Annotated in this window: 22 protein-coding genes; 15 read left to right on the top strand and 7 right to left on the bottom strand. The window is 68.9% G+C overall.

Features of this window, described 5'->3' with window-relative positions:
* The 6 genes from AC3ET4_RS20000 to AC3ET4_RS19975 all read left to right on the top strand — a co-directional run.
* A partial coding sequence (locus AC3ET4_RS20000; protein ID WP_431951244.1) for a DUF3631 domain-containing protein occupies positions 1-392 on the top strand: 392 nt, incomplete at its 5' end.
* A gap of 185 nt (positions 393-577) precedes the next feature.
* The gene (locus tag AC3ET4_RS19995) at positions 578-1570 is read left to right on the top strand and encodes a DUF2637 domain-containing protein (protein WP_431951242.1); all 993 of its coding nucleotides are present in this window, start codon (positions 578-580) and stop codon (positions 1568-1570) included.
* 502 nt (positions 1571-2072) lie between these two features.
* Positions 2073-2414, top strand: a complete 342-nt coding sequence (locus tag AC3ET4_RS19990) for a plasmid mobilization relaxosome protein MobC (protein ID WP_431951240.1) — start codon at positions 2073-2075, stop codon at positions 2412-2414.
* The gene (locus AC3ET4_RS19985; protein WP_431951238.1) at positions 2411-4126 is read left to right on the top strand and encodes a relaxase/mobilization nuclease domain-containing protein; all 1716 of its coding nucleotides are present in this window, start codon (positions 2411-2413) and stop codon (positions 4124-4126) included. Before AC3ET4_RS19990 ends, AC3ET4_RS19985 begins: the two co-directional genes overlap by 4 nt.
* 111 nt (positions 4127-4237) lie before the next feature.
* Complete coding sequence (locus AC3ET4_RS19980) at positions 4238-4591, top strand: hypothetical protein (protein ID WP_431951236.1); 354 nt, start codon at positions 4238-4240, stop codon at positions 4589-4591.
* Positions 4592-4753: 162 nt separating this feature from the next.
* Positions 4754-5272 carry an SMI1/KNR4 family protein gene (locus tag AC3ET4_RS19975; RefSeq protein ID WP_431951234.1) on the top strand — a complete coding sequence of 173 codons (519 nt, stop codon included), beginning with the start codon at positions 4754-4756 and terminating at the stop codon, positions 5270-5272.
* Positions 5273-5356: 84 nt separating this feature from the next.
* On the opposite strand, the gene AC3ET4_RS19970 is transcribed toward AC3ET4_RS19975, so the two are convergent.
* From AC3ET4_RS19970 to AC3ET4_RS19950, 5 genes are all read right to left on the bottom strand, one after another.
* A complete protein-coding gene (locus tag AC3ET4_RS19970) occupies positions 5357-5926 on the bottom strand; it encodes a DUF4240 domain-containing protein (RefSeq protein ID WP_431951232.1) in 570 nt (189 codons plus the stop codon).
* A 200-nt stretch (positions 5927-6126) separates the two neighbouring features.
* On the bottom strand, positions 6127-6534 hold the full coding sequence (locus AC3ET4_RS19965) for an NUDIX domain-containing protein (protein WP_431951230.1): 408 nt from the start codon (positions 6532-6534) through the stop codon (positions 6127-6129).
* Positions 6535-6573: 39 nt separating this feature from the next.
* Positions 6574-7488, bottom strand: a complete 915-nt coding sequence (locus AC3ET4_RS19960) for an FAD-dependent oxidoreductase (RefSeq protein ID WP_431951228.1) — start codon at positions 7486-7488, stop codon at positions 6574-6576.
* A 4-nt stretch (positions 7489-7492) separates the two neighbouring features.
* On the bottom strand, positions 7493-8062 hold the full coding sequence (locus tag AC3ET4_RS19955; RefSeq protein WP_431951226.1) for a cysteine hydrolase family protein: 570 nt from the start codon (positions 8060-8062) through the stop codon (positions 7493-7495).
* A gap of 26 nt (positions 8063-8088) precedes the next feature.
* Positions 8089-9162 carry a helix-turn-helix domain-containing protein gene (locus AC3ET4_RS19950; RefSeq protein WP_431951246.1) on the bottom strand — a complete coding sequence of 358 codons (1074 nt, stop codon included), beginning with the start codon at positions 9160-9162 and terminating at the stop codon, positions 8089-8091.
* Between the two features lie 275 nt (positions 9163-9437).
* Here AC3ET4_RS19950 and AC3ET4_RS19945 point away from each other — a divergent pair, with 275 nt between their 5' ends.
* The 9 genes from AC3ET4_RS19945 (at position 9438) to AC3ET4_RS19905 (ending at position 17127) form a co-directional block, all read left to right on the top strand.
* Positions 9438-9905: an NUDIX hydrolase gene (locus AC3ET4_RS19945; RefSeq protein ID WP_431951224.1), complete on the top strand. Its 468-nt coding sequence runs from the start codon at positions 9438-9440 to the stop codon at positions 9903-9905.
* A gap of 3 nt (positions 9906-9908) precedes the next feature.
* Positions 9909-10556 carry a hypothetical protein gene (locus AC3ET4_RS19940; protein ID WP_431951222.1) on the top strand — a complete coding sequence of 216 codons (648 nt, stop codon included), beginning with the start codon at positions 9909-9911 and terminating at the stop codon, positions 10554-10556.
* A complete protein-coding gene (locus AC3ET4_RS19935) occupies positions 10553-12352 on the top strand; it encodes a DUF4254 domain-containing protein (RefSeq protein WP_431951221.1) in 1800 nt (599 codons plus the stop codon). Before AC3ET4_RS19940 ends, AC3ET4_RS19935 begins: the two co-directional genes overlap by 4 nt.
* A 40-nt stretch (positions 12353-12392) precedes the next feature.
* The gene (locus tag AC3ET4_RS19930) at positions 12393-12968 is read left to right on the top strand and encodes a phosphoribosyltransferase (protein WP_431951219.1); all 576 of its coding nucleotides are present in this window, start codon (positions 12393-12395) and stop codon (positions 12966-12968) included.
* Positions 12965-14122 carry a glycosyltransferase family 9 protein gene (locus AC3ET4_RS19925; RefSeq protein WP_431951217.1) on the top strand — a complete coding sequence of 386 codons (1158 nt, stop codon included), beginning with the start codon at positions 12965-12967 and terminating at the stop codon, positions 14120-14122. The genes AC3ET4_RS19930 and AC3ET4_RS19925 overlap by 4 nt, the downstream gene beginning before the upstream one ends.
* Positions 14119-15255 carry a hypothetical protein gene (locus AC3ET4_RS19920; protein ID WP_431951215.1) on the top strand — a complete coding sequence of 379 codons (1137 nt, stop codon included), beginning with the start codon at positions 14119-14121 and terminating at the stop codon, positions 15253-15255. Before AC3ET4_RS19925 ends, AC3ET4_RS19920 begins: the two co-directional genes overlap by 4 nt.
* Positions 15240-16001, top strand: a complete 762-nt coding sequence (locus AC3ET4_RS19915; RefSeq protein ID WP_431951213.1) for an SDR family NAD(P)-dependent oxidoreductase — start codon at positions 15240-15242, stop codon at positions 15999-16001. The genes AC3ET4_RS19920 and AC3ET4_RS19915 overlap by 16 nt, the downstream gene beginning before the upstream one ends.
* The gene (locus AC3ET4_RS19910; RefSeq protein WP_431951211.1) at positions 15994-16587 is read left to right on the top strand and encodes a histidine phosphatase family protein; all 594 of its coding nucleotides are present in this window, start codon (positions 15994-15996) and stop codon (positions 16585-16587) included. Before AC3ET4_RS19915 ends, AC3ET4_RS19910 begins: the two co-directional genes overlap by 8 nt.
* A 96-nt stretch (positions 16588-16683) precedes the next feature.
* A complete protein-coding gene (locus AC3ET4_RS19905) occupies positions 16684-17127 on the top strand; it encodes a hypothetical protein (protein ID WP_431951209.1) in 444 nt (147 codons plus the stop codon).
* Between the two features lie 134 nt (positions 17128-17261).
* On the opposite strand, the gene AC3ET4_RS19900 is transcribed toward AC3ET4_RS19905, so the two are convergent.
* Together AC3ET4_RS19900 and AC3ET4_RS19895 are read right to left on the bottom strand one after the other, a co-directional pair.
* Positions 17262-18641 carry a hypothetical protein gene (locus AC3ET4_RS19900; protein ID WP_431951207.1) on the bottom strand — a complete coding sequence of 460 codons (1380 nt, stop codon included), beginning with the start codon at positions 18639-18641 and terminating at the stop codon, positions 17262-17264.
* Positions 18642-19100: 459 nt separating this feature from the next.
* Positions 19101-22493: a HelD family protein gene (locus tag AC3ET4_RS19895; RefSeq protein ID WP_431951205.1), complete on the bottom strand. Its 3393-nt coding sequence runs from the start codon at positions 22491-22493 to the stop codon at positions 19101-19103.
* Positions 22494-22572: the final 79 nt, after the last annotated feature.

Genomic DNA, 22572 nt, shown 5'->3' with positions numbered 1-22572 from the left:
CAGACGGCCGATGGCCCGAGCTCGCACGGGCCGCGTGCCTGGCCATGACGAGCCACGAGGCCCAGCAGGACCAGGACAGCAGCGGCCTGGGCATTCGCCTCCTGGTCGACATCCGGCGCGCCTTCGCGACCGAAGGCAACCCGCCGGTGATCCGCACCGGTCGCCTCCTCGACATCCTCAACAAGGACGACGAGACGCCCTGGCCGGAGTACACCAAAAACGGCCTCACCCCTCGCGGACTGCAACTCCTGCTCAGGGAGTACGGCATCAGCTCAGCCAACCGCCGCTTCCACGGCGACATCCAGGCCAAGGGCTTCACCCGCCTGCAGTTCACCGACTCCTGGGCGCGCTACTGCCCCGAGCCCACGCCGGAACCCCCGACCGGCGCCTGACCCGACACAACTCGTCGCGACTCGTCTCCGCGCAGGTCAGCAAGGGGACGGGTCGAAGACCGGCAACGAGTCGACTCGACATCACCGCCGCACCCGTACCTGTACTGACCAGGTATGCGACGGGTCGCGACGAGTCTCCCCGACCCGGGGCCGCGTCACCCGCGCCCCCTCCCTGGAGCACCAACATGCCTTCAACCACCACCGACACCGCCCACCGCACTCCCGCACGGGCAAGCGCCGCGATCCGCATCGGTATCGCGCTGCTCGGCACCGTCGGCTTCGCTCTCTCCTACGACGCGCTGCGCCAGATGGCCGCCGCGATCCATGTCCGTAACCTCTTGACCTACACGTTCCCCCTCGTCATCGACGGGTTCATAGCCATCGGCGTCGGCGCCCTCGTCCTCCTGCGGACCGCCCCGTTGCCTGCACGCCTGTACGTATGGGCACTGGTAGGCGCCGCCACCGCCACCAGCGTCTGGGCCAATGCGCTACACGCCATCCGCCTCAACCAGCAGACGACCGGCACGGGACTCCACCTCGGCGACACCACCGTCGCCGTCCTGTCCGCCATCGCCCCACTCGCCCTGGCCGGAGCCACCCACCTCCACATCCTGGTCACCCGGTCCGCAAGGACCACACCCGCCCGAATCCCTGCACACCCAGCCACCGGACCGGTTCCGTACCGGCAGCAGTCGCCCGACGGAACCCCGACAGACGTTCCGTACCAGGAGATCGGGCAGCTTGACCGGAACGATCTCCCCCAGCCCCGCAAGGCCGAGGCCATACCAAGCGCACCCGCACCCGCACCGGACGCCCAGGAGTCCTCAAGTACCGATCCGGACAGCGGTCTGCGAGTCCTGACGCCCACCGCATCCGTACGGAACGAGCCCGTGGGCGAGCCTGACGACGCAGCTCAGGGACCGGGCAAGGGTTCCGTACCGCGGGGCGGGGGGCAGGGTGGACGCCCGCCCATGGCAACGCTGGAAGAGCTGGCCGAAGTGATCGCCGCCGCCCACCCGGACCCCCAAGCGATCACCCGTGACTCCGCCCGCAATGCCGTGACCGAATCCGGACTCGGCGCCGCAACCACTCGCCTGACCGACGCCATCACACTCGTCCGCCGCGCCGCCCAGACCGGCGAACACCTCAAACACTGCTCTCCCACCGACCGGACCTAACCCATCCGGACAGCACGGCCCCTTCTCTCCAGCGGTCGGCGCGGCTGCCGACAGCCCAGCAGCCGCGCCGCCGCCTATCCCAGAAGCGGGGTCACGCCAAACCGCCGATCCCGACGACCATCCCCACCACCACCGACCGCGAACGGAGCCCCCTATGCGCAACCACTTCCGCACAGAACGCGACCACGCCACCGGAGCACTCGACACGCAGCAGCAGGACAGTAAGCACACCGTCACCGCCCCGGTAACCTCCCAGCGCGGAGGAGAGGTTGAGAGCAGGCACGACAACGGCGGAGCAAGTTGTCCCGGGAGCAATGCTCCCGGAGTTCCCGCCCCGGGGGTGGCGGGAGCGTCCCGGCGCCAGGAGGCGTCGGACCGGCAGACTGCGACCGAGGGCGGACCGCAGCCTGGAGGGGGACGGCAGGACGGGACCTTTGCGCAGCGGCGTCAGCGCGCCCGTCAGCCGAAGCCCCGCAAGCGCCTGCACCAGCCCAGCTGCCGCATGAACGACGCCGAGTACAAGCGCTTCACCGACGCAGCAGCTCAGTGTCAGATGACCAACGCCGCGTTCCTCGCCTACGCCGTCGACAAGGCCGCCCGCGACCTGACCCGCACCGCCGCCGAGATCGCCACCGAACGGGAGGTCATCGGCGAGCTGTTCGCCGCCCGTCGGCACCTGGGCCGAATCCACGGCCTGTTCAACCAGGTCGCCAAAGCCCTCAACTCCGGCGCCGACGCCCCCCACCTCGACGCCACCGCAGGAGCCGTCCTGAGCGCGGCCCGCCGGATGGAAGACGCCACCGATGCCCTGCTCGCCCACCGGAACGGCGGTGCCCCGGCGTGATCCCCCGCATCCACAAGCGCGGCAGCGGAACCGTCGGCCTGATCCGCTACCTGTACGGCCCCGGCACCCACGAGGAGCACACCGACCCGCACCTGGTCGCCGCCTTCGACCCGCTCACCCCCGACCCCGGCCGCGATCCGCGAGCCACCTACGGGCAGTTGCAGCGGCTACTCGACCAGCCCGTCAACGCCCTGCCCGCCGGCCGACGCCCCGAGAAACACGTGTGGCACCTGTCCATACGCGCCAGCCCCGATGACCCGATCCTGTCCGACGACGACTGGGCAGCCATCGCCCGCCGCATGGTCGCCGCCACCGGCATCGCCCCCGACGGCGACGACACCGCCTGCCGCTGGGCTGCCGTACGCCACGCCGACGACCACATCCACATCATCGCCACCCTCGTCCGCGACGACGGCCGACGGCCCCGCCTGCACAACGAGGCCCGCCGCGCCCAGGCTGAGGCCCGCCTCATCGAAGCGGACTACGGCCTGCGCCAAATCACCCCCGGGGACGGTACCGCCGCCAAGCGGCCCACCAGCGCCGAGCGTCACAAGGCCGAGCGCTTCGGCCGGCAGCGCACCTCGCGCGAGGAACTACGGGAAGAGGTCCGTCGCTCAGCGGCAGGCACGGCGGGCGAGGAGGAGTTCTTCGACCGCCTCGCCGCAGCCGGCCTGCTTGTTCGGCGCCGTATCGCACCGTCGGGCGACACTCTCGGCTACACCGTCGCCCTGCCTGGAGACCGCAACGGCAAGGGCGAGCCGGTCTTCTACTCCGGCTCCAAACTCGCCCCGGACCTCTCCCTGCCGCGCATCCGTGAACGCTGGGCCCAGAACGCGGACGACGCCACCCAGCAGCCGGCCCTGCCATCGACCGGGCCCGCGTCCGCACGCCGACGAGCCGCCGGAGCCGCCTGGCAGGCGCTGCTCATGATCGACCAGGGCGACGAGGGCGTCATCGCCGCGCAGATCGCCGCCACCGGAGAGGTCCTCGACGCCCTCGCCCAGACCTCCGCCGCCCACACCCGCAACGAACTCCAGGCCGCAGCCACCGCGTTCGAACGAGCCTCCCGCTCTCACGTACATGCCTCACGGGGTCACGACCACGCCCTGCGCCAAGCCGCCCGCGACCTCATCCACAGCGGCCCGGCCCTTGGCCGAGGCGAGGACGGCGCCACCGCAGCGATGGCCATCGACATGCTGTTCTTCCTGATCACCGCCGCCGCCCACTGGCACGCCAAGAAACAACACGCCCAGCAGGCTGAAGCCGCGCACCGGGCCGCCGCGCACCTCCGTGCCGCCTACCCGGCCGCCGCCAGCCGCCCCATGGCCCTGCTCCACCAGCAGAGCAGCTTCCTGGCCCCCTCCTGGCGACACCACCACGCCACCACTGTCCGCCAAGTCCTGCCCAAACTGGCCGACCGCATCCTCACCGAACCCGGCTGGCCCGCCCTCGCAGCCACTCTCCATGAAGCCCGAATCACCGGACACGATCCCACCGCCCTGCTCGCCCGGGCAGCCGCCCGACAGGAACTGGACACAGCGGAACGGGCGAGCGACGTACTCGTGTGGCGGCTGCGGCGGATGGCCGACCTCCCCGCCGAACCCCGGAACTCCCAGGGCCGGCGAGCCGGCAGCGCCCACGCCGTCCCCGCACCAGGGCACTCCGCCCACATCGGAACCAACCCCGCGAACATGTCCCCGCGCCGACGCTGAGCCGCGAAACGAGGCGGGAACATAGCCGACAATCGCCGGTTAGCCCAACCGGCGGTTCTCCAGACCATAGACGCATCGGTATTCGTCTCGTCCCTCTCAAGGAGAACCTCCATGCCCGATGCCACCCCCCGCCCCCACGTCATGGCCCTGCTTTTCGACATGGACTTCAAGGGCCCGAAGGATTCCCTGGTCTTCCGACATCTCGATGGGCGCCTCTTCACCGAGGAAGAGCAGGCCATGGCCCGTGGCGCAACCATCGAAGAACTCCAGGCCGCCGGCGCCCACATCAACAACCCCAACGCCGAAGCCGAGGCACACGAAGCCATAGTGAAGCTGGCCGAACTGCTGTTCAAGTACGTCATTCCGAACCGCAAGGTCCTCATCCCCTTCATGACCCACGAGGACATGCTGGAGTACGGCCGGTTGGAGAGCATCGCCGTCGCGGGTCTCGACACGAAGGATTGATCGCACAAAAGGCACCAACCAGAGGGGGAATCTGACGGCCGGTGGTCGAGAGCGCTCCCGACCACCGGCCGTACCCCGTCCTCCGGTCGGCCCGCCCCTCTACCTGCGACCGAGCTCGGGCCGGGCGGCGCAGCGCGATGCGGGGCTCCTACGATTTCGGCCATGGCACGCTTTGAGGATGTGCAGGGCGCCTTCTGGAAGCCCGGCAGCAGCTACGTAGTGCACCAGCCGCTGACTGGTGAGACCGTGCACAAAGCCGAGCGATTGCTCGGTGTCACGCTCCCCAGCTCGCTCCTTGCCCTGCTGCGCGGTCAGAACGGGGGCGAGTCCGCAGCCGACCGGGACGCTTTCCCGACAAACCAGCCGACTTCCTGGAGTGCCGATCACATCCCGTTCGACCACTTGATGGGCATCGGCAAAGACGAACGCACACTCTCTCTGCTGGACAGTCCGTACCTGATCAAGGAATGGGGACTGCCCGCGCCTGCCGTGCTTATCTCAGGCGGCGGGCACTACTGGATTGCACTCGACTACCGGGCATCCGGCCGACACGGGGAACCATCGGTAACCTGGTTCGACGCCGACCGCAATGAAGAGCTGGCCCTCGCACCGGACTTCCGCTCCTTCGTCGAAGGTCTCACCTCCACCAGCGACTTCGACAGCGAAGACGTACCCGACTGACGTCTGACCGTGGAAGGCATAGCCCATCGGTGGCACAGCACCGATTGAGACGTCACAGCCGGGCCAACGTTGCCTGATGCGGCACTAGGCATTCGGCCCGAGAGACAGCCGTGCGAGGCGGGGAAGCCGTCGGTGCATCTCCCCGGCGTCGTCGAAGTCGAAGTCCTCGCCCATGTCGGCTTCCGTGCCGACGTGTTCATCGGCGGGCTTGTACTCGGCCCAGGCTTTGTAGAAAGCGTCCGAGTCTCCGGTGAGGAGCTCGAAGGCGCCGCCGCCCACGTAGTTCATCTCCTCGTAAAACAAGGTCTCGTCGCGGTGATCCTGTATCGCTTCCACCACGGCAGGGTGCTCGGCAATGCTGTCCGGCTCGGCGGCGACCCGCTCGTACCACTCGCGGCCCAGGGCGATCACCCCGGCCCGGAAGTCGATGAAGCTGTCGTCGGAGCACCCCCCGCCGATGAGGTACGCAGCAGCCCAGACGTCCCACCGGTACAGCCCGTCATGTACCTCGTCGAACCGCTCCGCATACTCCAGGACTTCCTGAGGTGAGCGTTCGGCGAGCAGCCCCACCAGCACCTCGTCGAGGGGCCTGCCGACGATGGTCGCGGAAGAACGCGCGGATTCGATGAACTGCCAGAACCGGTCGATGTCCATGGCTGGCACTCTGCCATCTCGGTACGACACCGCCTGTGCGAGTTCTCCTCTCCGCCCGACCGGTTTACGTCCCCCGCTTCTCTCGCGCCCCCCAGCGACGGAAGCCAGACGTCTACTGCGGTGAGTGTGACGGCAGCGGTGAAACCTGATGCACCAGCAGCACGCCCCTTAAACCTCAAGAAACGTCGGCCCTGCAGGGTTCAGCCAAGCAGAGTCTCGTCGAGGTAATCCTGCACCGGACCAAACAGCCCGTACGGCACGTACTGCGGAATCTCGCTGTACGCGGCCCAGGTCAGGCTGGCTACTTCGCCCTCACTCGCGATGATCGCCTCGCCACCGACGGGACGGCATGCGACGTAGTGGATCTCCCTACCTGTCATGGGGTGCACCCGTTGTCCCAGCGCTCTCTGCGGGGTCACGAGGAGTCCGGTCTCTTCCTCGGTCTCACGTGCTGCGGCTTCTCCCGGGGTCTCCTCCGATTCGATCTTCCCGGCCGGGAACTGCCACGAGAGTGCGCCTTCCGCCACACGCCGCCGTACAAGAAGAACCCGCCCCTCCTGAACGACAACGGCTGCAGCGACCGCCGCCTTGCCCCGACTGGTGGTCAAAGAGGTTCCCTTCCGAGCACTGTCGCCTCCCCCTATGCCTCAGCCGTCAGCGAGCAGCTCCCTGGCCGCGTAGTAAGCCTGCAGCGCGGCCTCGCTGCCAGAACCCAGGGCAGTCATGATCCGTTGGAAGCGGGCGGAGCGGAGGTCGCCGGCCACGATGACGCGGGGGTGCTGGTCGGTGGGCGGGCAGTATCCGTCCGCGCCGCGGGTCAGGTCGCCGGATGGGGCGGTCGGGGCGTTGCCGATGCTGAGGTAGGCAGCATCCGCCGTGATCGTCTGCCCGGTGCCGCCCTGGCCCATCGCTTCCGCTGCCACCGCGGTGCCCGCTGCGGGCCCCAGCGTCAGGTGCTCGACGGGGAGAAGTGTGACGCGTGAGTCCTCACGGATCTCGTCGATCTTGTACTCGTCGGCCGCCGGATACGCCACGAGCAGGCGGGTGTCGGTGGTCGGGTTGGCCCGCAGGAACGTGCCGATCGGGCGGTCGCCGCCAAGGACGAGGAGGGCGCGGCCCTCAGTGTCATCGGCCTCGGCCTGCCAGAGCGGGGGCAGCGTCAGGCCGCTGGGAGCGGTGATCCAGGTGACGTCGCGGGGCTGGAGGGGGCCGACACCGGTGGCGACGATGGCGTACGGAGCGGTGAGACGGGCGCCGGTGTCGACTGTGACGGTCACGCGAGCCTCGTCGGCGCGGAGTTCGGTGACGTGCCGCCCGAGTTCGAGGCGGCACAGCTCCGTGCTCTTCAGTTCCGCGACGATGGAGTCGGCGAGCTCGGGGCCGGTGGTGTAGCCGCCGAGGACGTTGTTCAGGGCCGGGATCCGGTAGAGGTTGCGGCACAGCCGATCCGGCTCGATCAGGATCGAGCGCATGCCGACGCTGGCGGCCATGCGAGCGGCGGCGCAGCCTGCCGGGCCGCCACCGATGATGATCAGGTCGGTGTCGTACAGCGTGTCGGCCATGGGGCTATTCCAGCACCGGAGTCCCTGCGTACGCAGTGAGTTGACTCATCACGTGGTTGCTGGTGACGAGTTGGCCGGTCCCGATCAAGCGGCGGGCGACGAGGAGGCCGGCGTCGTGGACGTCGGGGCCTGCGTCGCTGGCGCAGGCGTCGGCGACGATCCACGGAGCGTAGCCGTGCTCAAAGGCGTCGGCAGCGGACTTCAGGACGCAGCTCTCGGTGGCGATCCCGCAGAAGACGAGGTCGGTCCAGCCTGCTCGGCGGATCAGTTCGCCAGCCTCCGGGGTGAGGAGCGTATAGCCGGTCTTGTCGACGACCGCGTGTGCGCGGAGGGCTGCTTCCGCGAGCTCAGGAACGATGTCCGTCTCGGGCGGTTCCTGAACTCGGCTCCACTGGAAGAAGCGCTCGTAGGGGCTGTCCGGATAGTTGAAGTACCGGGTGAAGAGCACAGGGCGCCCGGCGGCGGACCACTGGGCGACCAGGTCGGAGACCGCGAGCACCGCGTGGCGGCTGTGGTGGTTCACGAAGCCGTTCTGCATGTCGATCACGACCAGCGCGGCACTGCCGATGTCCATCCGCTGTCTCCCCTGCCCCGTGTGCTTCAGCCGACGCTCTCGCGCAGAGCGTCCTGTGCGGCGCGCAGCCTTTCGGCCAGTCCACTGGTCTTCATGATGGCCTCCCGCATCAGGACGTGCTGCGCGGTCTCCTGGGCGCGGGCGGTGGTGAGCCGGGAGGAGGCGGCACGCAGGAAGCGCCAGCCATACTGCTCGGGCATGGAGGGGTCCTGGCCATCCTCGATCATCTGCTGGACCTGGCGGGTGAAGCACCACAGGGCCTGGACGGTCAACTCGCAGGCGACCAACTCGTCGACGGTGAGGCCGCGCTCTCGGGAGTGGGAGGCGTAGGCGACGCCGGACCAGCCGGCGTAACCGGTGGAAACTCCCCGTACGCCGAAGGACACGATGTCCGGGTGGTCGAAGCCGGTGGCGAGGAGCGATGCCTCGACCGTGCCGTCCAGCGGCGTGGGCCCGCCCGGAGCACCGCGGTCGACCAGGACCGAGGGCGTGGACAGCAGGCGCAGGGCGGTGTCGTAAGCGTCTCCGGCCCAAGGTGCAGAGGTGAGCCAGTACAGGGAGAGGACGTACTCGGGGTTGGGGACGCGGTCGTGGTCTTCATCCAGGAGGTCGCGGAGCTTGTTCCGTGCCCAGGGCAGGTCGGAGGCGTACGAACGGTAGCGCCAGACGGCGAGGTCGGTGAGCGCGGGAGGCTCGCGAGGTTGGACGAGGTGGAAGACAGCGGCTCCGCACGCGAAGACGTGCAGGACACAGTCCCGCGCTTCGGGGTGGTTCACGCGGGCCGAGGAGGACTCCAGCCATTGGTCGCCCACGCTCACCGTCATGTGGGCGCGCAGCCGGTCGGCGCGCTCGGCGCCGATGAAGACCGGCAGGAACTTGTGGGAGTCGACGCCGATCCGGCCTGTGACGGGTGGAGCAGTGCCGCTCGTTCCCAGGGCTGCCGTGAAGCGGGCTTTCACATCGTCCGACGCGCGGCCCAGCGCCGTATCGAGGACGGCCTGGGACTCACCGCGGGGCTGGTAACTCGCCCCGCCGCCCTCCCAGTTCGACACAGTCCGATCGCTCACGCCCAGGTAGGCGGCGAAGTCCCGCAGGCTCATGCGCAGGGCGTCGCGTAACAGCCGGGCTTCCCGGCCGGACCATCGCTGCACCGTGACCACCGTCCTACCCCCTGTTCGTCACCCGGTGGAACGCCGAAACGGCCAGCGTAGTCAGCCTCCTTCAGCAGTGGTGCGGCATTGCTGCAGCACGTGTACGTCACACCCCGTCACCAATCTGCACCATGCTGAGTTCAACCGAGCCGGGAGGCGTCTACCGCGACGAGGCAGCCCTCCGCTTGTTCTCCCCTGTACCACCATCAGAAGGAGCAGACAGCATGACGGACATCGTCAAGCGCAACGCCCGCGCAATCCTCCTCGACGGCGACGAGCTCGTCCTCATCAAGCGCACCAAGCCGGGCAGGGAGCCGTACTGGGTGACCGTCGGCGGCGGGATCGAGGAGGCCGACGCCACCATCGAGGCGGCCCTGCACCGGGAGGTGTTCGAGGAGCTGGGCGGCAAGCTGGAGCGCGCCGAGCTCGTCCACCTGATCACTGACGAGCTGGATGGCGGCGTCGGTGTCCAGCACATCTTCGCCGCGCGCCTGGAGTCGATGGACCTGGCCGCGCGCACGGGTTCGGAGTTTTCCAAGCCGGAGCGGGGCAGGTACGAGGTGGTACGCATCCCGTTCACCGGCGAGGCGGTCCGCGAACTGAACCTGATGCCGCCGGATCTCGCCGAGTTCATCGCCGCGAACACGGACGCGATCATCTCCGTCCTCGACACCCCTATCCGCGAGGCGTGAGCGATGGTGCGGGCACCGGACTTCGTCAGCCTCAACGGCCCTGACAACGTGGGGAAGACGACCCACCTCGTGCGGCTGGCCGAGCGCTGGGACGACTTCCAGCCGCTGGGCGCGGTCCACGAGCACGACCCCGAGCCGTGGACGCGGGTGGCCGCCGGCAACTACGCCCAGTGGTGGTTCGAGACGTCCACGACCGTCGAACTGACCGAGATGCTGCTCGTCGGCCACGCCAAGCGCGCCGCCGCCCGCGACGCCGGACGCACGGGCCTGCTCGACCGGGGGCTGCCCATGCTCCTCGCCGTGGCCGCCGCGACCTGCGTGGTCAAGGACGGACTGACGGTCGGCGAGGCGTTCAAGACCGTGACGGGCATCGCCGGTGCGCGAGCCACCGCACCAGAGAACTCGATCCTCCTACTCCCGTCCCTCGACGCCGAGCGCAGCTACGCCATCACCAGCGTCCGCGAGGGCCGCCCCTGGACCGGGATCTACCCGGCCTACCAGAAGACGCTGCACGCGGTCCTCCTCCACCAGGCCGACCACGGCTCGTACACCGCGATCGTCGACTGCGAGAACCGCTCTCTGGACGACGTCCATGCCGACGTAATCGCTCACCTCGACCTCAGCCAACCCACCGACGGGAGTCCCCGATGACCCAGAACTCCCCACCCCTGGTTCTGCCGCCCGGCCTGTCCCGCGCCATCGCCGCTCTTCAGGACAAGGACCGGCACCGCCTGGACGACGCCGTCACCCGGCTCCACACCGTCAACGGACGTCTGTGGGACACCGAGGACCGGGTGCGCGGCGCCTTACTCTCCGCCGCCCAGGTCGCCGACTGCAAACGCGAGATCGACCAACTCAACGCCGAACGCAACGCCCTCGCCGAGCGGGCCGACGAGGTCCTCGGCTCGCTGACGGACGCAGGTCGCGCCGATGCGCCGCTGCACACAGAGACGCTCGCCTCCGTCATCGACCGTCTTTCGGTGCTGACGCTGCGAATCTGGCACAGCGAACGGGCGGCAGCCCGGGACGAGCTGGCCCGCCGACGCGTCCCCGCCCTCCACGGCCAGCGAGAGGAACTGCGCGCCGCCCTCGACGCGCTGGTATCCGACGTCGTCGCCGGCCGCCGCCGGCTTCCCGTACCGGCCCGCTTCAAGTTGTACGGCAGGGACAACGCCGCCCCCGCGGAGATCAAGCCGAGTCGGCACCTACGCCGAGTCCTCGCCTTCGGCGGGCTAAGCGAGTGCGGCAAGAGCACCAGCGCCGGATTCGTCCAGCGCACGTGCGGTGCCCAGCGCCTCAAGATCGGCTTCCTCCTGCGGCAGGCCGCCCACCGGGAGGGCCTCGCGGACCCGTACTCGTTGTCGGCCCGGCGCCAGGCCGAGCTACTGCTCGGCGAGTTGAACCGTTTCGCGGATGCCCACGTCGACACCTGGCTGTTCACCATCGAGTCCGTCCACGACAACGCCTCGATCGCCGAACTCAAGCAACTCATGGGCGACACGCTCCAGATCGTCTATCTGGACGCCTCCTTCGCCGTACGCGTCGAGCGATCCGGGACACCGGCCCAGACCGTCGCCGCGAAGGACGAGATCAAGATGAGCCGCGGCGCCCACAAGGTCGCCGCGCTCGCCGACCACGTCATCGACAACACCGGCAGCATCGCCGCCCTCCGCGCCCGCCTCCGCCGCATCGCAGCCCCACCCGCCGCCACGGCACTGCGCGTGGCCACCCCCTACGGGCTCGGCCTGCCGGCCGCCATCGCCTCGGCGACGGCCGACTTCACCGACGCAGTACGGGCATACGGCCCCGGCGTACAGCTCGCCGCCCTGACCGGCAGCCCCGGCGAGGGCAGTTGGATCGCCGGATGGTCCGACCTGGACCTTCTGGTGATCGCCGAACACGAGGCCATCAGCCGGGTCCACGAGGCCCTGGAGCAGTACCGGACCGCCCTGGGCGGTGCGGCATCCCTCGGCCCCACCCTCGTCACCCCCGGCGAACTGACCGCCCGGCGCCTCACCCCACGCCTGGCGTTCGCCCTCCACCAGCTCCAGCAGGGCAGCCCCGTCCTGCACGCCGCACCCGACCTCGAACTACCGTCGATCAGCAGAGAAGAGCTCGCGCTCGCCGCCGTCCGCGAACTCCCCCAGGTCATCCTGACCATGCGCCGCCTACGCGCCGACGCCAGGCCGGCCACCCTGCGGCAGCTCTACAAACACCTCGTACTCGCCTGCCGCCTCCTCCTCCGCGAGCACAACCAGTGGGAGTCCGGCCCCGACCGGATCCTCACCGCAGCCTCCCGCATGCCGGGCCTGCCCAACCTCTCGGCGCCCTCCCTGGCCGAGATCTCCAGCGCCTGGCGCAACGGCGACACCGACCGCGGCCTCAAGCCCGTCACCACGGCTGTCGACCAGTTCCTCACCTGGTACGCCGCCCAGCTCGCCGCCTGAACGGCGTCCCCCTCCTTCTCCATCCGACAGGAGCTTCGCCATGCCTGAAACCATCACCATGCCGTCCTTCTCCGCCCGGATCGTCGAGCGCCTCAGCGTCGGAGCCACAAGCCGCCGCGAACGCGTCATCCACTCCCTCGACGGCCTGGAGGACCCGGTCCACCCCGACACCCTCGCCAACACCGGAGCTGACCTGTGGCGTCTGCTCCAAGAGCAGGTGACGGGCGAAATCGCCTCCGTGGACTTCCTCCTCGGCCTGGACGCCGGCGGCATCCTGCCGACCGTCTCCCTCGCCGGCGCCGCCCACCTCCCGTACAAGATCGCCTGGAAACTGCACCTCCCGCTCGACGGAGCGGTCCGCTTCAGCGAGCCCCACGCGATGCGCACCGACGTCTTCGCGTACGGCATCGCTTCCGGCCAGCGGATCGTCATCGTGGACGACGAGATCACCACAGGCCGGACCTTGGCCAACCTCACCCGGCGCCTCCGCGAGGCCGGCGCCGTCCCGCTGGCGGCGGCCTGCCTGGTGGAGGACACCACCCGAGGAGCCCGCGACCTGCTCACCGACCTCGGTCTGCCCCTGGTCTCGCTCACCACGATCGAAGGCACGGCATGACCGCGGTCGCCCCGGCGGGGATCCGGTTTCACCACGGTTCCCCGGTCATCCCCGCCGGGGCCGTCCACACCACCCCGCTCGGGTACGACCGGGGCAGCGCTCCCATCGGCGCGCCACTCCCGCTTACCCCTTCCACCGAGCTCGTCCACCGCCTGAGCGGGTGTGGCGAGATCGTGGTGGCCTTCGACGGGAAGCTCGGCGACTCCCTCCTCGCGCTGTCCGGGGTCCGCGCGGTCCTCGACTGGCTACGGCTGCGGTCGGTTCGCGTGACCGTTCGGGCGGTAGGTCCGTACGCGGGACTGATCGCCCGTGCCGGGCTCATCACGACGCCCGAGGCCGCCACCCCCAGCGGATGGCGTGCAGTGATCGGAGACCGGACGGGAATCGAGTCCTACGGCTCGGAAGCGGCGGTGCGCCTGGTGCTGGACCCGGCTGCCCCACCGTGCTGGTCGACCGACGGCCGCGCCCACTCGGACCTGCCGGCCCGCCACTACCTGGCCCTGGAGCGCCGCCTGGGCATCCGTCTGCCCGGCACCGCACCCTTCGCTCCGATCCTCGCGACCAGCCCGAACAACCTCGTGGAGGAACTGCGCTCGGTGGGCTGGCTGGGCGGCCTGACCATCGGGGCCATTACCGCCACCAGTTGGCCGGAGCGCAAGGACTACACGACCCAGCGCTACGTCGAGCTCGCCGAGCACATCGCCGAGAGCCAGCAGACCCAGGCCCGGCTGCTGCTCATCGGCGGCAACCCAGGCGACGGCCTCCGCATCACCGCAGAGGCCCCTCGACGCCATGTGCAGATCCTCCGCCTTGACGGGATGCCGGCCGACCACCTCGCCGACCTCTTCCCGCACTGCCACCTCATCGTGGGCAACGACACCGGTCTCACCCACCTCGCCGCGATGGCGCGAGGCGGGGAGTACAGCGGCCCGCCGGTCATCGGTCTGTACGCGCGCCACAGCCACAGCAAGTGGCGCACCGGCCTGCCGCACCACCACGCCGTCGCCACCGACCTGTCCGACCGCATGCACCAGGGCGACCTCTGCCCCGTCCGCGACTCCATCGCCCCGGACACGGACGTGCACATGGACGCCTTCCCGCCCACAGCGCTGGCCCAGATCGGCCTGGAACTCCTCGACGGGGGAAGGCCATGAGCATCCGGCCTCTCCTTCGGTTCGGTCCGGTACGGCGCTTCACCCGCAACCTGCTCTGCCCCGTCGACCTCCTCGGCCGCCCGCTGCTCCTGAAGTACACCCGCGACCCGGCCGAGGCCCGCGAGGAAATCCGCGGCCACGCCCGCCTGGCCCGGCACTACCGCGTCCCCTCCCTCCATGCCCACCTGCGCGTGCCGGGCGGGCACCTCCTGGCGTACGAACGTCTCCCCGGCGGCACCGACCAGGGCCTCCTGCTCGACCTTCTCAACGCGGACGAGCCGAGCGGCGACCTCCACACCTACATGGACCAACTCACGGCCGCGTACCGAGAGGTCATCCTCGCGACGGCATGGCCGACCGATCCGGCGCACGTCGTCCGCAAGCTGTACTGGAACCGCGCAGCACCCGGCGGCCGACTCAACACGTACTACGCCGGCAGGGACTTCCTGATCGCCGACGGCATCGTCAACATTCCGGTCTCCCGCCTCAACACCTACACCCTGAACATCAACGGCCGCAGACACAGCCTCGACTGGGCTGCCACCCTCCGCTGGCTGCGCGCCCACTTCGCCACGAGCGAGCCGGTCTGGGCGGCCCTCACCCAGGGCGACCCCACCGACGTCAATCTCGCCCACCCGCTCGCCTGGTTCGACTACGACACCGCCGGGATGAACAGCATCCCCGGCGAGTTCGCGAACTTCCTCTGGTACGCCTCCGCCCTCGGTGGCTGGCTCGTGCCCACGTACAACCCGGCCGCGTTCTCCGACCACCCCGCCGCCTTCGACCACGTCCCGGCCAACACCCCCGAGATCGGACAAGCGGCCGTCGACCACACCACCGGCACCGTCCACATCGACTACACCCCGCGCCTCTCGGCTCCCCGGCGAGCCGCCGTGGCCGCGTACTGGAATCAGCTCGTACGACCGGTCGCCGACCGCCTCTGGCCCCGCGGGGATCTGGCGAACCTGCTCCGCCCGTACCTGGCCATGCGCATCCTCGGCGTCTACAACCTGTGCGACCTGGCACCCGAGGACCGGCTTGTCCTCCTCGCCCGTCTCGCCGAGGCCATGAGCCCAGCCTTCGACCCCGCCACCTACTTCTGCCCGCTGGAGTCGCCATGCCCGGCCCCCTGAACGGCCGCACCGCCTTGGTCACCGGAGCCACTGGCGGCCTCGGCTCGGCCATCGCCCGCCGTCTCGCTGCCGACGGCGCCACCGTCGCCCTCGCTCACCTCCACGACGACCAGGCCGCAGCCGACCTCGCCACCCGCATCACCGACAGCGGCGGCACCGCCATCCCCCTGGCAGCCGACGTCCGCGAGGCCGAGGCCGTACGTACCCTCTCCCACCTTGCCCACGACCGGCTCGGCCCGATCGACATCCTGGTCAGCAACGCCGGCGCCTACCCCCGCCAGCCGTGGATGGAGACGACACAGGCCCACTGGGACGACGCACTGGCCACCAACCTGACCAGCCACTACCTCCTCGCCCACGAGCTCACCCCCTCCATTACGGCCGCCGGCTGGGGCCGGATCATCACGATCGGCTCCGTCCTCGCCACGGCGGGACGCCATGACCTCGCCGGCTACGTCAGCGCCAAGGCCGGCCTCGAAGGACTCACTCGCGCCCTCGCCCGCGAACTCGGCCACGCAGGCGTCACCTCGAACTGCGTCGCCCCCGGCTCCATCCGCGTCCCCGCCGAGGACACCGTCGTCGACGACCCCGAGGCCATGACCGCCCGGCAGCTCGCCCGCCAGTGCGTCCAACGCCGGGGCCGCCCGGACGACGTCGCCGCGGCCGTCGCCTTCCTCGCCACCGACGACGCCGGCTTCATCACCGGACAGACCCTGCGCGTCGACGGAGGCTGGATCCTTGGCTGACATCTGGCTCATGCGTCACGGTGCCTACGAAGGCCACCGCCCCGGTTACCACGCCCCACACGAGGCCACTCTCACGGAGGAGGGCCGCGATCAGGTACGCCGCTCCCTCCCCCTCCCCGAGGGGATCACCGCGATCGTCACCAGTCCGGTCCCCCGTGCCCGTCAGACAGCCACCCTCGTCTCGCACCTCACGGGCTTGCCGATCGTGGCCACTTCCGGCCTCCTTGCCGAATGGCGCGCCCCGAGCATCGTCCTCGGCCGCACGGCCGAGACCTATCCGCCGGCCTACCGCGCCTGGCGCGCCCGGCGCCTCGCCAACCCCTCCCTACGCTGCGAGGACGGCGAGAGCCTCACCGAGCTCCACACCCGCGCCCGCCACTGCGCCGCCTTCCTCCACCACACCGCCGGGCGCCACGGCCTCCTCCTGGCCGTCTCCCACACCCTGCTCCTCGGCGTCCTCACGCACCTCCCAGAAGGCCCCGCCGCCTTCGCCACCGCGGCAAGAACCCCTTGGCAGTTCGCCGAGCGTCGCCTATTCACCCCTCTCCGGTCCGTCCGCGTTGTCCCGACATCAGGTGATCACTGATGTCGTGCGACCGGCCTGCTCCGCTTGTTGCGGCCGTGCAAGCGGGACTTGAGAAAGCTCACCTATTGTCAGTGGCTGGTGATATACGTCTGCGGTATGGATCCGATCACCGCAGCGGCCCTCGCCGCGCTGGCCGGCGGTCTTGGCGGCGAAGCCGGACGGCAGGCGTGGCAAGGACTTACCACGCTGGTGCGGCGCCCATTCGGGCGAGCCGCGACCCAGGGGACACAAGACGACGGGACGCCGCAGGTCAGCTCCGGCGAACTGGAAGTCGCCGCGCTCGAGGGAGACCCTGCCGACCCGATGCGCGCGCAGGCACTGGCCAGCGCCCTCGGCGTGCGAGCCGCGCTGGATGGAGAGTTCCGCATCATGCTCGATGAGTGGTGGCAGCGGGCACAGGCCAACTCCTCGGTCGGCGACGTGCACAACTGCATCAGCGGCGGCACGCAGAATGGCCCAGTGCTCCAAGGCCGGGACTTCTCAAGCCTCACCTTCAACATAAACACACCATGGTCTCCTGCGACAGGGACTGATCGATAGGGGGCTCGCCCAAGCTCGAAAGCGGCGCATCGCAGGCTCGGGTCGAGTCGGCTGATGCCCGCCGCGGGGCTGCCACGGCGGCAGCGATTACACGCTCGACTTCCCGGACAGATAACGGCGGAGGCCCAGGGGAATCATTCAGACTGCGCATTCAGCCAGGCCTCGATAAACATCGACGCCTCTCTTTCCTCGGCCGCAGACTGTTCCAGGTCTTCTTCCCATTCAACGCTGCGAAACAACCCTCTCTCCCGCCATTTATCCAACGGCACTTCCAGGTTCTCACCATTAGCCTCGTCGAGAGCACGCCTTGCCGCGCTGTAGACCAGGCGCAATTCGGCGCCGACGACATGATAGTCACCGCGTGCCGGAAGAAGCCGCTTATGCAAGGGCAAGTTCCTGTCTACCTCAACGCATCCGAGGTAACTGGGAGCTTCTTCTCGCATCGTCTCATGCAGGTCCACCGCCTGCTCCTCACTAAGCCCAGAAACGGTAGAGACGGCGAGATTGCAGTCCTCGATCAGGGTAGTAAGCCCAGGCACCGTGAGGGACTTCCAGAGCGCGGGTTCCCGAGCAAGGAAATGAGCAGCGAGGTCAGCAGCCGAAACACCGCCACCATTGAAGAACAGACTCGCGATGGCCACACCCAGATCCCGTCGATATTCGGGAACAACCCGTGAGAGCTGGGTCAGCACGACTCGGTCGATCTGCTCGGGCAGCACCTTATCCTCATCAAATAGCAGAGCGATACTCTTGCGGCTCACGGTTCCCCTTTCCTGCGATTGATCCCCACGAAAGTGCGATAACTCCGAACTTGACAGCTCGTTACGGAAGTCCGCCCACGTCAAACCGGGCGGAGCCGAAATGGAAGATTTCTTTGCATACTCAAACTGAGCCTGAGCCAGGGTTTCCGGCTGCCCGAAAATAAGTGCCGAGATTCGAATCTTCCCTCGTTCCGACACCGACGCCACAGTTCCGATACCCGAGAAAACCAGGGGCTCCCGAGCAGAATCATGGAGCGTTGTAGTCGCCGTCGACGTTGTCAGCCAACGCGGGTCGAAGGTGATGACCACCTTCTTTGTCCCGATAGAAAAGACCAGATGGGGATCCTGGGCCAAGATTCCGGTCGGTTCCTTCAACGGCACCTCGGGGGGATTGTTGCAACGCATAGCGCTTTCGAAGGAGACCAGAAGGCCACGATGCGCCTTCTCTGCGGTGTCCTCGCGGAGCGTCACCGCCTCCGCATCCCATGTCTCGAACAAGGGGCGAACGATCCGGACGAACTCCCCGGGCGCCATCCCCTGCCCGCCAAATGGCCTCGTGCCGTCGAGTCCGGCTCTCCTCGCGGCAGCTGCCACCGCGTTGCTCTGCGCGAGCATCGCCACCCGCGGCAGGTTGACCAAGTCGACGCTGGAGAACCGGGCTCGCCAGATCTGTGAAGACCTGCGCAGCTCCTCAGCGAGGTCCTCGTCGGTAGCCTCGGCCTCCGAAGGCGGGCCCGCCATTGTGATGTTCACGTCGCCATGGATCGCTCCTGCCTGGATGGACGGCCCAGTCACCTGCCCGGAGAGCTCGTTTCTGACCTGGGATGACTTCGGGAAGGAACCCTCTCTGCCCCCTGCTTGATCCACTGCTTCCTCCCGCTCATTCTCACGCGGCCTGATCAGGCCAGACAGGCAGTCAACACCATCTGCTATAGCGGCAAGAGGTGTTCAAGACAACCCGAAGCCAGCCTGACAGCAAGGCAGCTCACAGCGGCTGTGGAACAGTGGGATGCCTTCCACCTCAGAAACGAAGGCAGAGCGAGCCAACGGGAACAGCTCGCCGATCTCACGCCGCAGGGGCATCCAGCGGTGCTGCTCTCAGCACCGTCCGCACCCGGTGGCCCTGAACGCTCCGCCACTGGTCAGGAAACCCACGACCCCAAAACGCGCCGAGCACCCACCTGTTCCACGGGACAAGCGGTCTGGCCGGGACTATGGCCGATCGGATCCCAAGGCGGTTTCCACGTCCTGGCCGCCCCAGCTGTCCCGGGTACGCCACAGGACGTGAACGCCGAAGGCGTCACGCAAGGTGTCGGCCGACCAGTCCTTGGCGGGCGGTTCGCAGAGAACCAGGTGGAGGCGGTCGGCAGGGGTGGACAGGGTGTGGTTGATCTCCAGGAGCCGGGCGGCTCCCGCGCGCAGATCAGCGTGGGTGGAGCGGCCGGCCCCGAGGACCTCGTAGAGGAAGTGGCCGTCTTCCGCGACGCGGCTGACGTCGATGACCGGAGAGTCTGTCGGCTGCAGGTCGGCCCACAGCAGGGTTGATTTCAGTGCGTGGCGCACGGCCTCGTGCTTCTTGCACGTGCGGTCGGTGGACGCCGCGGTCTCCAGCGCGTCCATGAGACCCTTCGCTGTTGCTGCCTGCGTGGCTGGCATGTCTTCGACGGAGGTCACGGGCTCGGCTTCCTTCTGATGGGGCTGCTGAACAGCGGAGGCGGGTGCATTCTCGGTTCCCGGTTCGAGCGCGGCAGCCAGGCGGCGCTGGAGGGTCTCCCGGGCCGCGGCCAGAGACTGGGACCAGCCGGAACGGGCCAGATCGTCCTGGATTCGGCTCTCGTCCAAGCCGTTGTCCTTGAGCGCGCGGTTGGTATTCGTCGCGAGGTCGCGCAGAAGGCTCAGCTGGTGCCTGTCCGGAGATCCGAGGACACGCCGCACGTCCACCCAGTCCGCCTGGTCGCGACGCAGAACGCGGTTGGCCATGCCCTTGAGCTCGGACAGACGATCGCGGGCGTCCTCCGGAGCGGTGCCGCCGCCGGTCAGCTCAGCGAGAATGTCGAGCGCCGCCACGTAGCGTTCGGCCATCCTCGGCGAGATGGGCTGACGGCCGCGCTGGTCCGCTGTGAGCAGACAGTGGTTCGTCTCGTGGGCGAACACCCAGCAGTCCAGTTCATCGCCAGGCCGCGGGGCAACCGAGCCGTGCCGCACTGTCAGGAACAAGGGTCCGTCGAAGGCGGGTGACAGCGCCTTGACCCTGTAGCGGCCACCGGGCCCCGGGCCGGTCACCCGGACCCGCATGTCGGTGCCGATCTCCGGGATGTCGCCGTCTGCCACGTTCCGATGGGTTATGGCGGCCACCTCTCCGGGGGTGCCGTCGGTGTTCGTGAGGGCCTCCGGGAGTGGCGAAGTGTGCAGGACCGTCAGACTCTGGGTGCTGCGGGTGAGGGCGACGTAGAGCTGGCGCAGGCCGGCCGGGCCGCGGTCGGCGATGGTGGCCGGTTCGACAACGAGGACGTGGTCGTACTCCATGCCCTTGGCCTGGGCTGCGGCCAAGACGGACACCGCCGCACGCTCCTGGCCCGTGATGCCGTCGGCCTGATCCAGGTGGCGGCTGATCTCGTCGAGCCAGCCGGAATCGTCCGGGACGATGACGGCGACGGACCGAAGCGTGTGCCCGTCATTGGTGCCGACGAGGCGGGTGACGTGAGTGACGGTCTCGTCCAGGAGTTTCCACGGCTCGATCGGCATCGTCCGGACGGCGTCCTCGCCCGCCATGCGTATGGCCTGGGGGTAGGGCAGCGCGGGAGCGACCGTGCGCGCCAGGGGCGCGACGAACTCCATGATCTCCGCCGGCACGCGGTAGCTGGTGTTCAGCTCTGCGACCCTCCAGTCGCCGTGGTCGGACAGGATGGTCCCGAGACGGTCCCAATCGGTGTAGGTGTGGGGGCCGGTGGCCTGGGCGAGGTCGCCGAGAACAGTCATGGAGCCGTTCGCCGCAGAGCGTCGGCGCAGCGAGCGGGCCTGCATGGGTGCCAGGTCCTGTGCCTCGTCGACGACGATGTGCCCGTAGCGCTGCGGGGTCTCCCCGGTGATGAGATACCGCAGTTCTTCGAGGCAGACGTGGTCGTCGAGGGTCCAGGGATCGTCGTCGGCCCTGTCGGCCCGGGAGCGGTGCAGGGCAGCCTGCTCCTCGTCGTCGAGGATGCCCTCGGCGCAGGTGCGAAGGATGCCTGGCGAATCGTAGAGGCTGCGGAGGGCCTCCCTGGCACCCGGCGACGGCCATATACGTTCGATGAGGCGCTCGACCTGGCGGTTGCGTCCCAGGTCACGGCGGATCGTGTCATCTCGGCTGCGGCGCGGGGCGACGGCAACGAGTTCCTGCAGCAGGCGGTCGACGAGCAGGCTGCGGAACCGGTCGCGGCGCTCACGGTAGGAGCCGTCGGCTTCGCGTACGTCCTCGAGAATCTCGAGGACCTCGGAGCGCGGGATGCGCAGGGTCGTGCTCCCGGCTGTAACGGTGAACTCCGGCTTGGCGTCCTCGTAGGAGGGGGTGGTGGTGAAGTCGTCAAGGGCCTCCGGCCGGCACTCCATTTCGACGCGTCGCCGCAGGACGGCCGCCATGCGTTCGTCGGACTTCACCGTCCGCGCCTGCGACGTGTCGTCGCCGTGGATCTCGCCGTCCCAGAGTCGGGTCAGCTGCACGGCGTTGACGTTTCGGGTGCCGAGAGTGGGCAGGACGTGGCTGACGTAGTCCAGAAAGCGCTGGTGGGGGCCGACGACGAGGATCTCCTGAGCCTTGAAGTGCCCGTTGTTGACGAGCCAGGTCACGCGGTGCAGGCCGACCGCGGACTTGCCGGTGCCCGGCCCTCCCTGAACGACGAGGATGTCGGATGGGGAACCGGTGACCAGAGCCATCTGGTCACGGCGGATGGTCTCGACGATGTCCCGCATGCTGCCGCTCCGCGAGCGCTGGAGCTCGCGCAGGAGAAAGTCATCGAGTTGCTGCGGCTTTTGACGGTGGAGACGGGCGACGTCATTGGGGGTGAGGACGGGCGGGTGTATCTGGCGCTGCCGCTGTGCGGCGGCGGCCTCGTGCGCGCGCCCGGCCACCGGTTCAACGTCGTGTGCAGCACGTCGCGGGTCGGGGGCAGACACGGCAATCTCGTCGAAGTAGTCCTTGACGACCCGCTCGGCGCAACGCAGTCGTCGATGCAGAAGCACCTCGCCCGGTGCGTCAGGCTGCGCCTCTAACCACTTTTTGGCGAGCGGGCTGGTCCACAGCACGACGACGGTGTCGCGGGTGCGGATATCGGAGACGGCGCGGCGACCGATGTACCAGGGCCCGGGCTCTCCACCAGGCTCCTCCCGGACATCGATGCGGCTGATGACCAGCGATTCGTTGCCGAGACCGCCATACTCCGCGGCCCGCTCCTCGGCCGCGAGCCGGTTGGCGACACTGTCCTTGCCGCTGGCGGAGGCTGAGCCAACCGACCCCCCGGTCATCTCGGCAAGCCGTTCGTCATAGCAGTCGTAGGCGCGGTCGACTGCCTTCTGCTCGATGGCGATGATCTCGTCGCGCGTGATGTCGTCGCGCGTTTCGGTGCCCATGTATTTCCCCTCCCTTGCAGCGCCCCGAGAGGTGCTGCGCCGGGCAGATGCCCGTTCCCCGGCGAAAGAACTATCAGAG

It is taken from the genome of Actinacidiphila sp. bgisy167 (assembly GCF_057707665.1).
This window is presented reverse-complemented; position numbering and strand designations above follow the sequence as displayed.

Bases quoted from the DNA above. Each gene is read 5' to 3' on its own strand.
- AC3ET4_RS19995 (WP_431951242.1), top strand. From the start codon at position 578: ATGCCTTCAACCACCACCGACACCGCCCACCGCACTCCCGCACGGGCA.
- AC3ET4_RS19990 (WP_431951240.1), top strand. From the start codon at position 2,073: ATGAACGACGCCGAGTACAAGCGCTTCACCGACGCAGCAGCTCAGTGT.
- AC3ET4_RS19980 (WP_431951236.1), top strand. From the start codon at position 4,238: ATGCCCGATGCCACCCCCCGCCCCCACGTCATGGCCCTGCTTTTCGAC.
- AC3ET4_RS19975 (WP_431951234.1), top strand. From the start codon at position 4,754: ATGGCACGCTTTGAGGATGTGCAGGGCGCCTTCTGGAAGCCCGGCAGC.
- AC3ET4_RS19970 (WP_431951232.1), bottom strand. From the start codon at position 5,926: ATGGACATCGACCGGTTCTGGCAGTTCATCGAATCCGCGCGTTCTTCC.
- AC3ET4_RS19960 (WP_431951228.1), bottom strand. From the start codon at position 7,488: ATGGCCGACACGCTGTACGACACCGACCTGATCATCATCGGTGGCGGC.
- AC3ET4_RS19955 (WP_431951226.1), bottom strand. From the start codon at position 8,062: ATGGACATCGGCAGTGCCGCGCTGGTCGTGATCGACATGCAGAACGGC.
- AC3ET4_RS19950 (WP_431951246.1), bottom strand. From the start codon at position 9,162: ATGAGCCTGCGGGACTTCGCCGCCTACCTGGGCGTGAGCGATCGGACT.
- AC3ET4_RS19945 (WP_431951224.1), top strand. From the start codon at position 9,438: ATGACGGACATCGTCAAGCGCAACGCCCGCGCAATCCTCCTCGACGGC.
- AC3ET4_RS19940 (WP_431951222.1), top strand. From the start codon at position 9,909: ATGGTGCGGGCACCGGACTTCGTCAGCCTCAACGGCCCTGACAACGTG.
- AC3ET4_RS19935 (WP_431951221.1), top strand. From the start codon at position 10,553: ATGACCCAGAACTCCCCACCCCTGGTTCTGCCGCCCGGCCTGTCCCGC.
- AC3ET4_RS19930 (WP_431951219.1), top strand. From the start codon at position 12,393: ATGCCTGAAACCATCACCATGCCGTCCTTCTCCGCCCGGATCGTCGAG.
- AC3ET4_RS19925 (WP_431951217.1), top strand. From the start codon at position 12,965: ATGACCGCGGTCGCCCCGGCGGGGATCCGGTTTCACCACGGTTCCCCG.
- AC3ET4_RS19920 (WP_431951215.1), top strand. From the start codon at position 14,119: ATGAGCATCCGGCCTCTCCTTCGGTTCGGTCCGGTACGGCGCTTCACC.
- AC3ET4_RS19915 (WP_431951213.1), top strand. From the start codon at position 15,240: ATGCCCGGCCCCCTGAACGGCCGCACCGCCTTGGTCACCGGAGCCACT.
- AC3ET4_RS19905 (WP_431951209.1), top strand. From the start codon at position 16,684: ATGGATCCGATCACCGCAGCGGCCCTCGCCGCGCTGGCCGGCGGTCTT.
- AC3ET4_RS19895 (WP_431951205.1), bottom strand. From the start codon at position 22,493: ATGGGCACCGAAACGCGCGACGACATCACGCGCGACGAGATCATCGCC.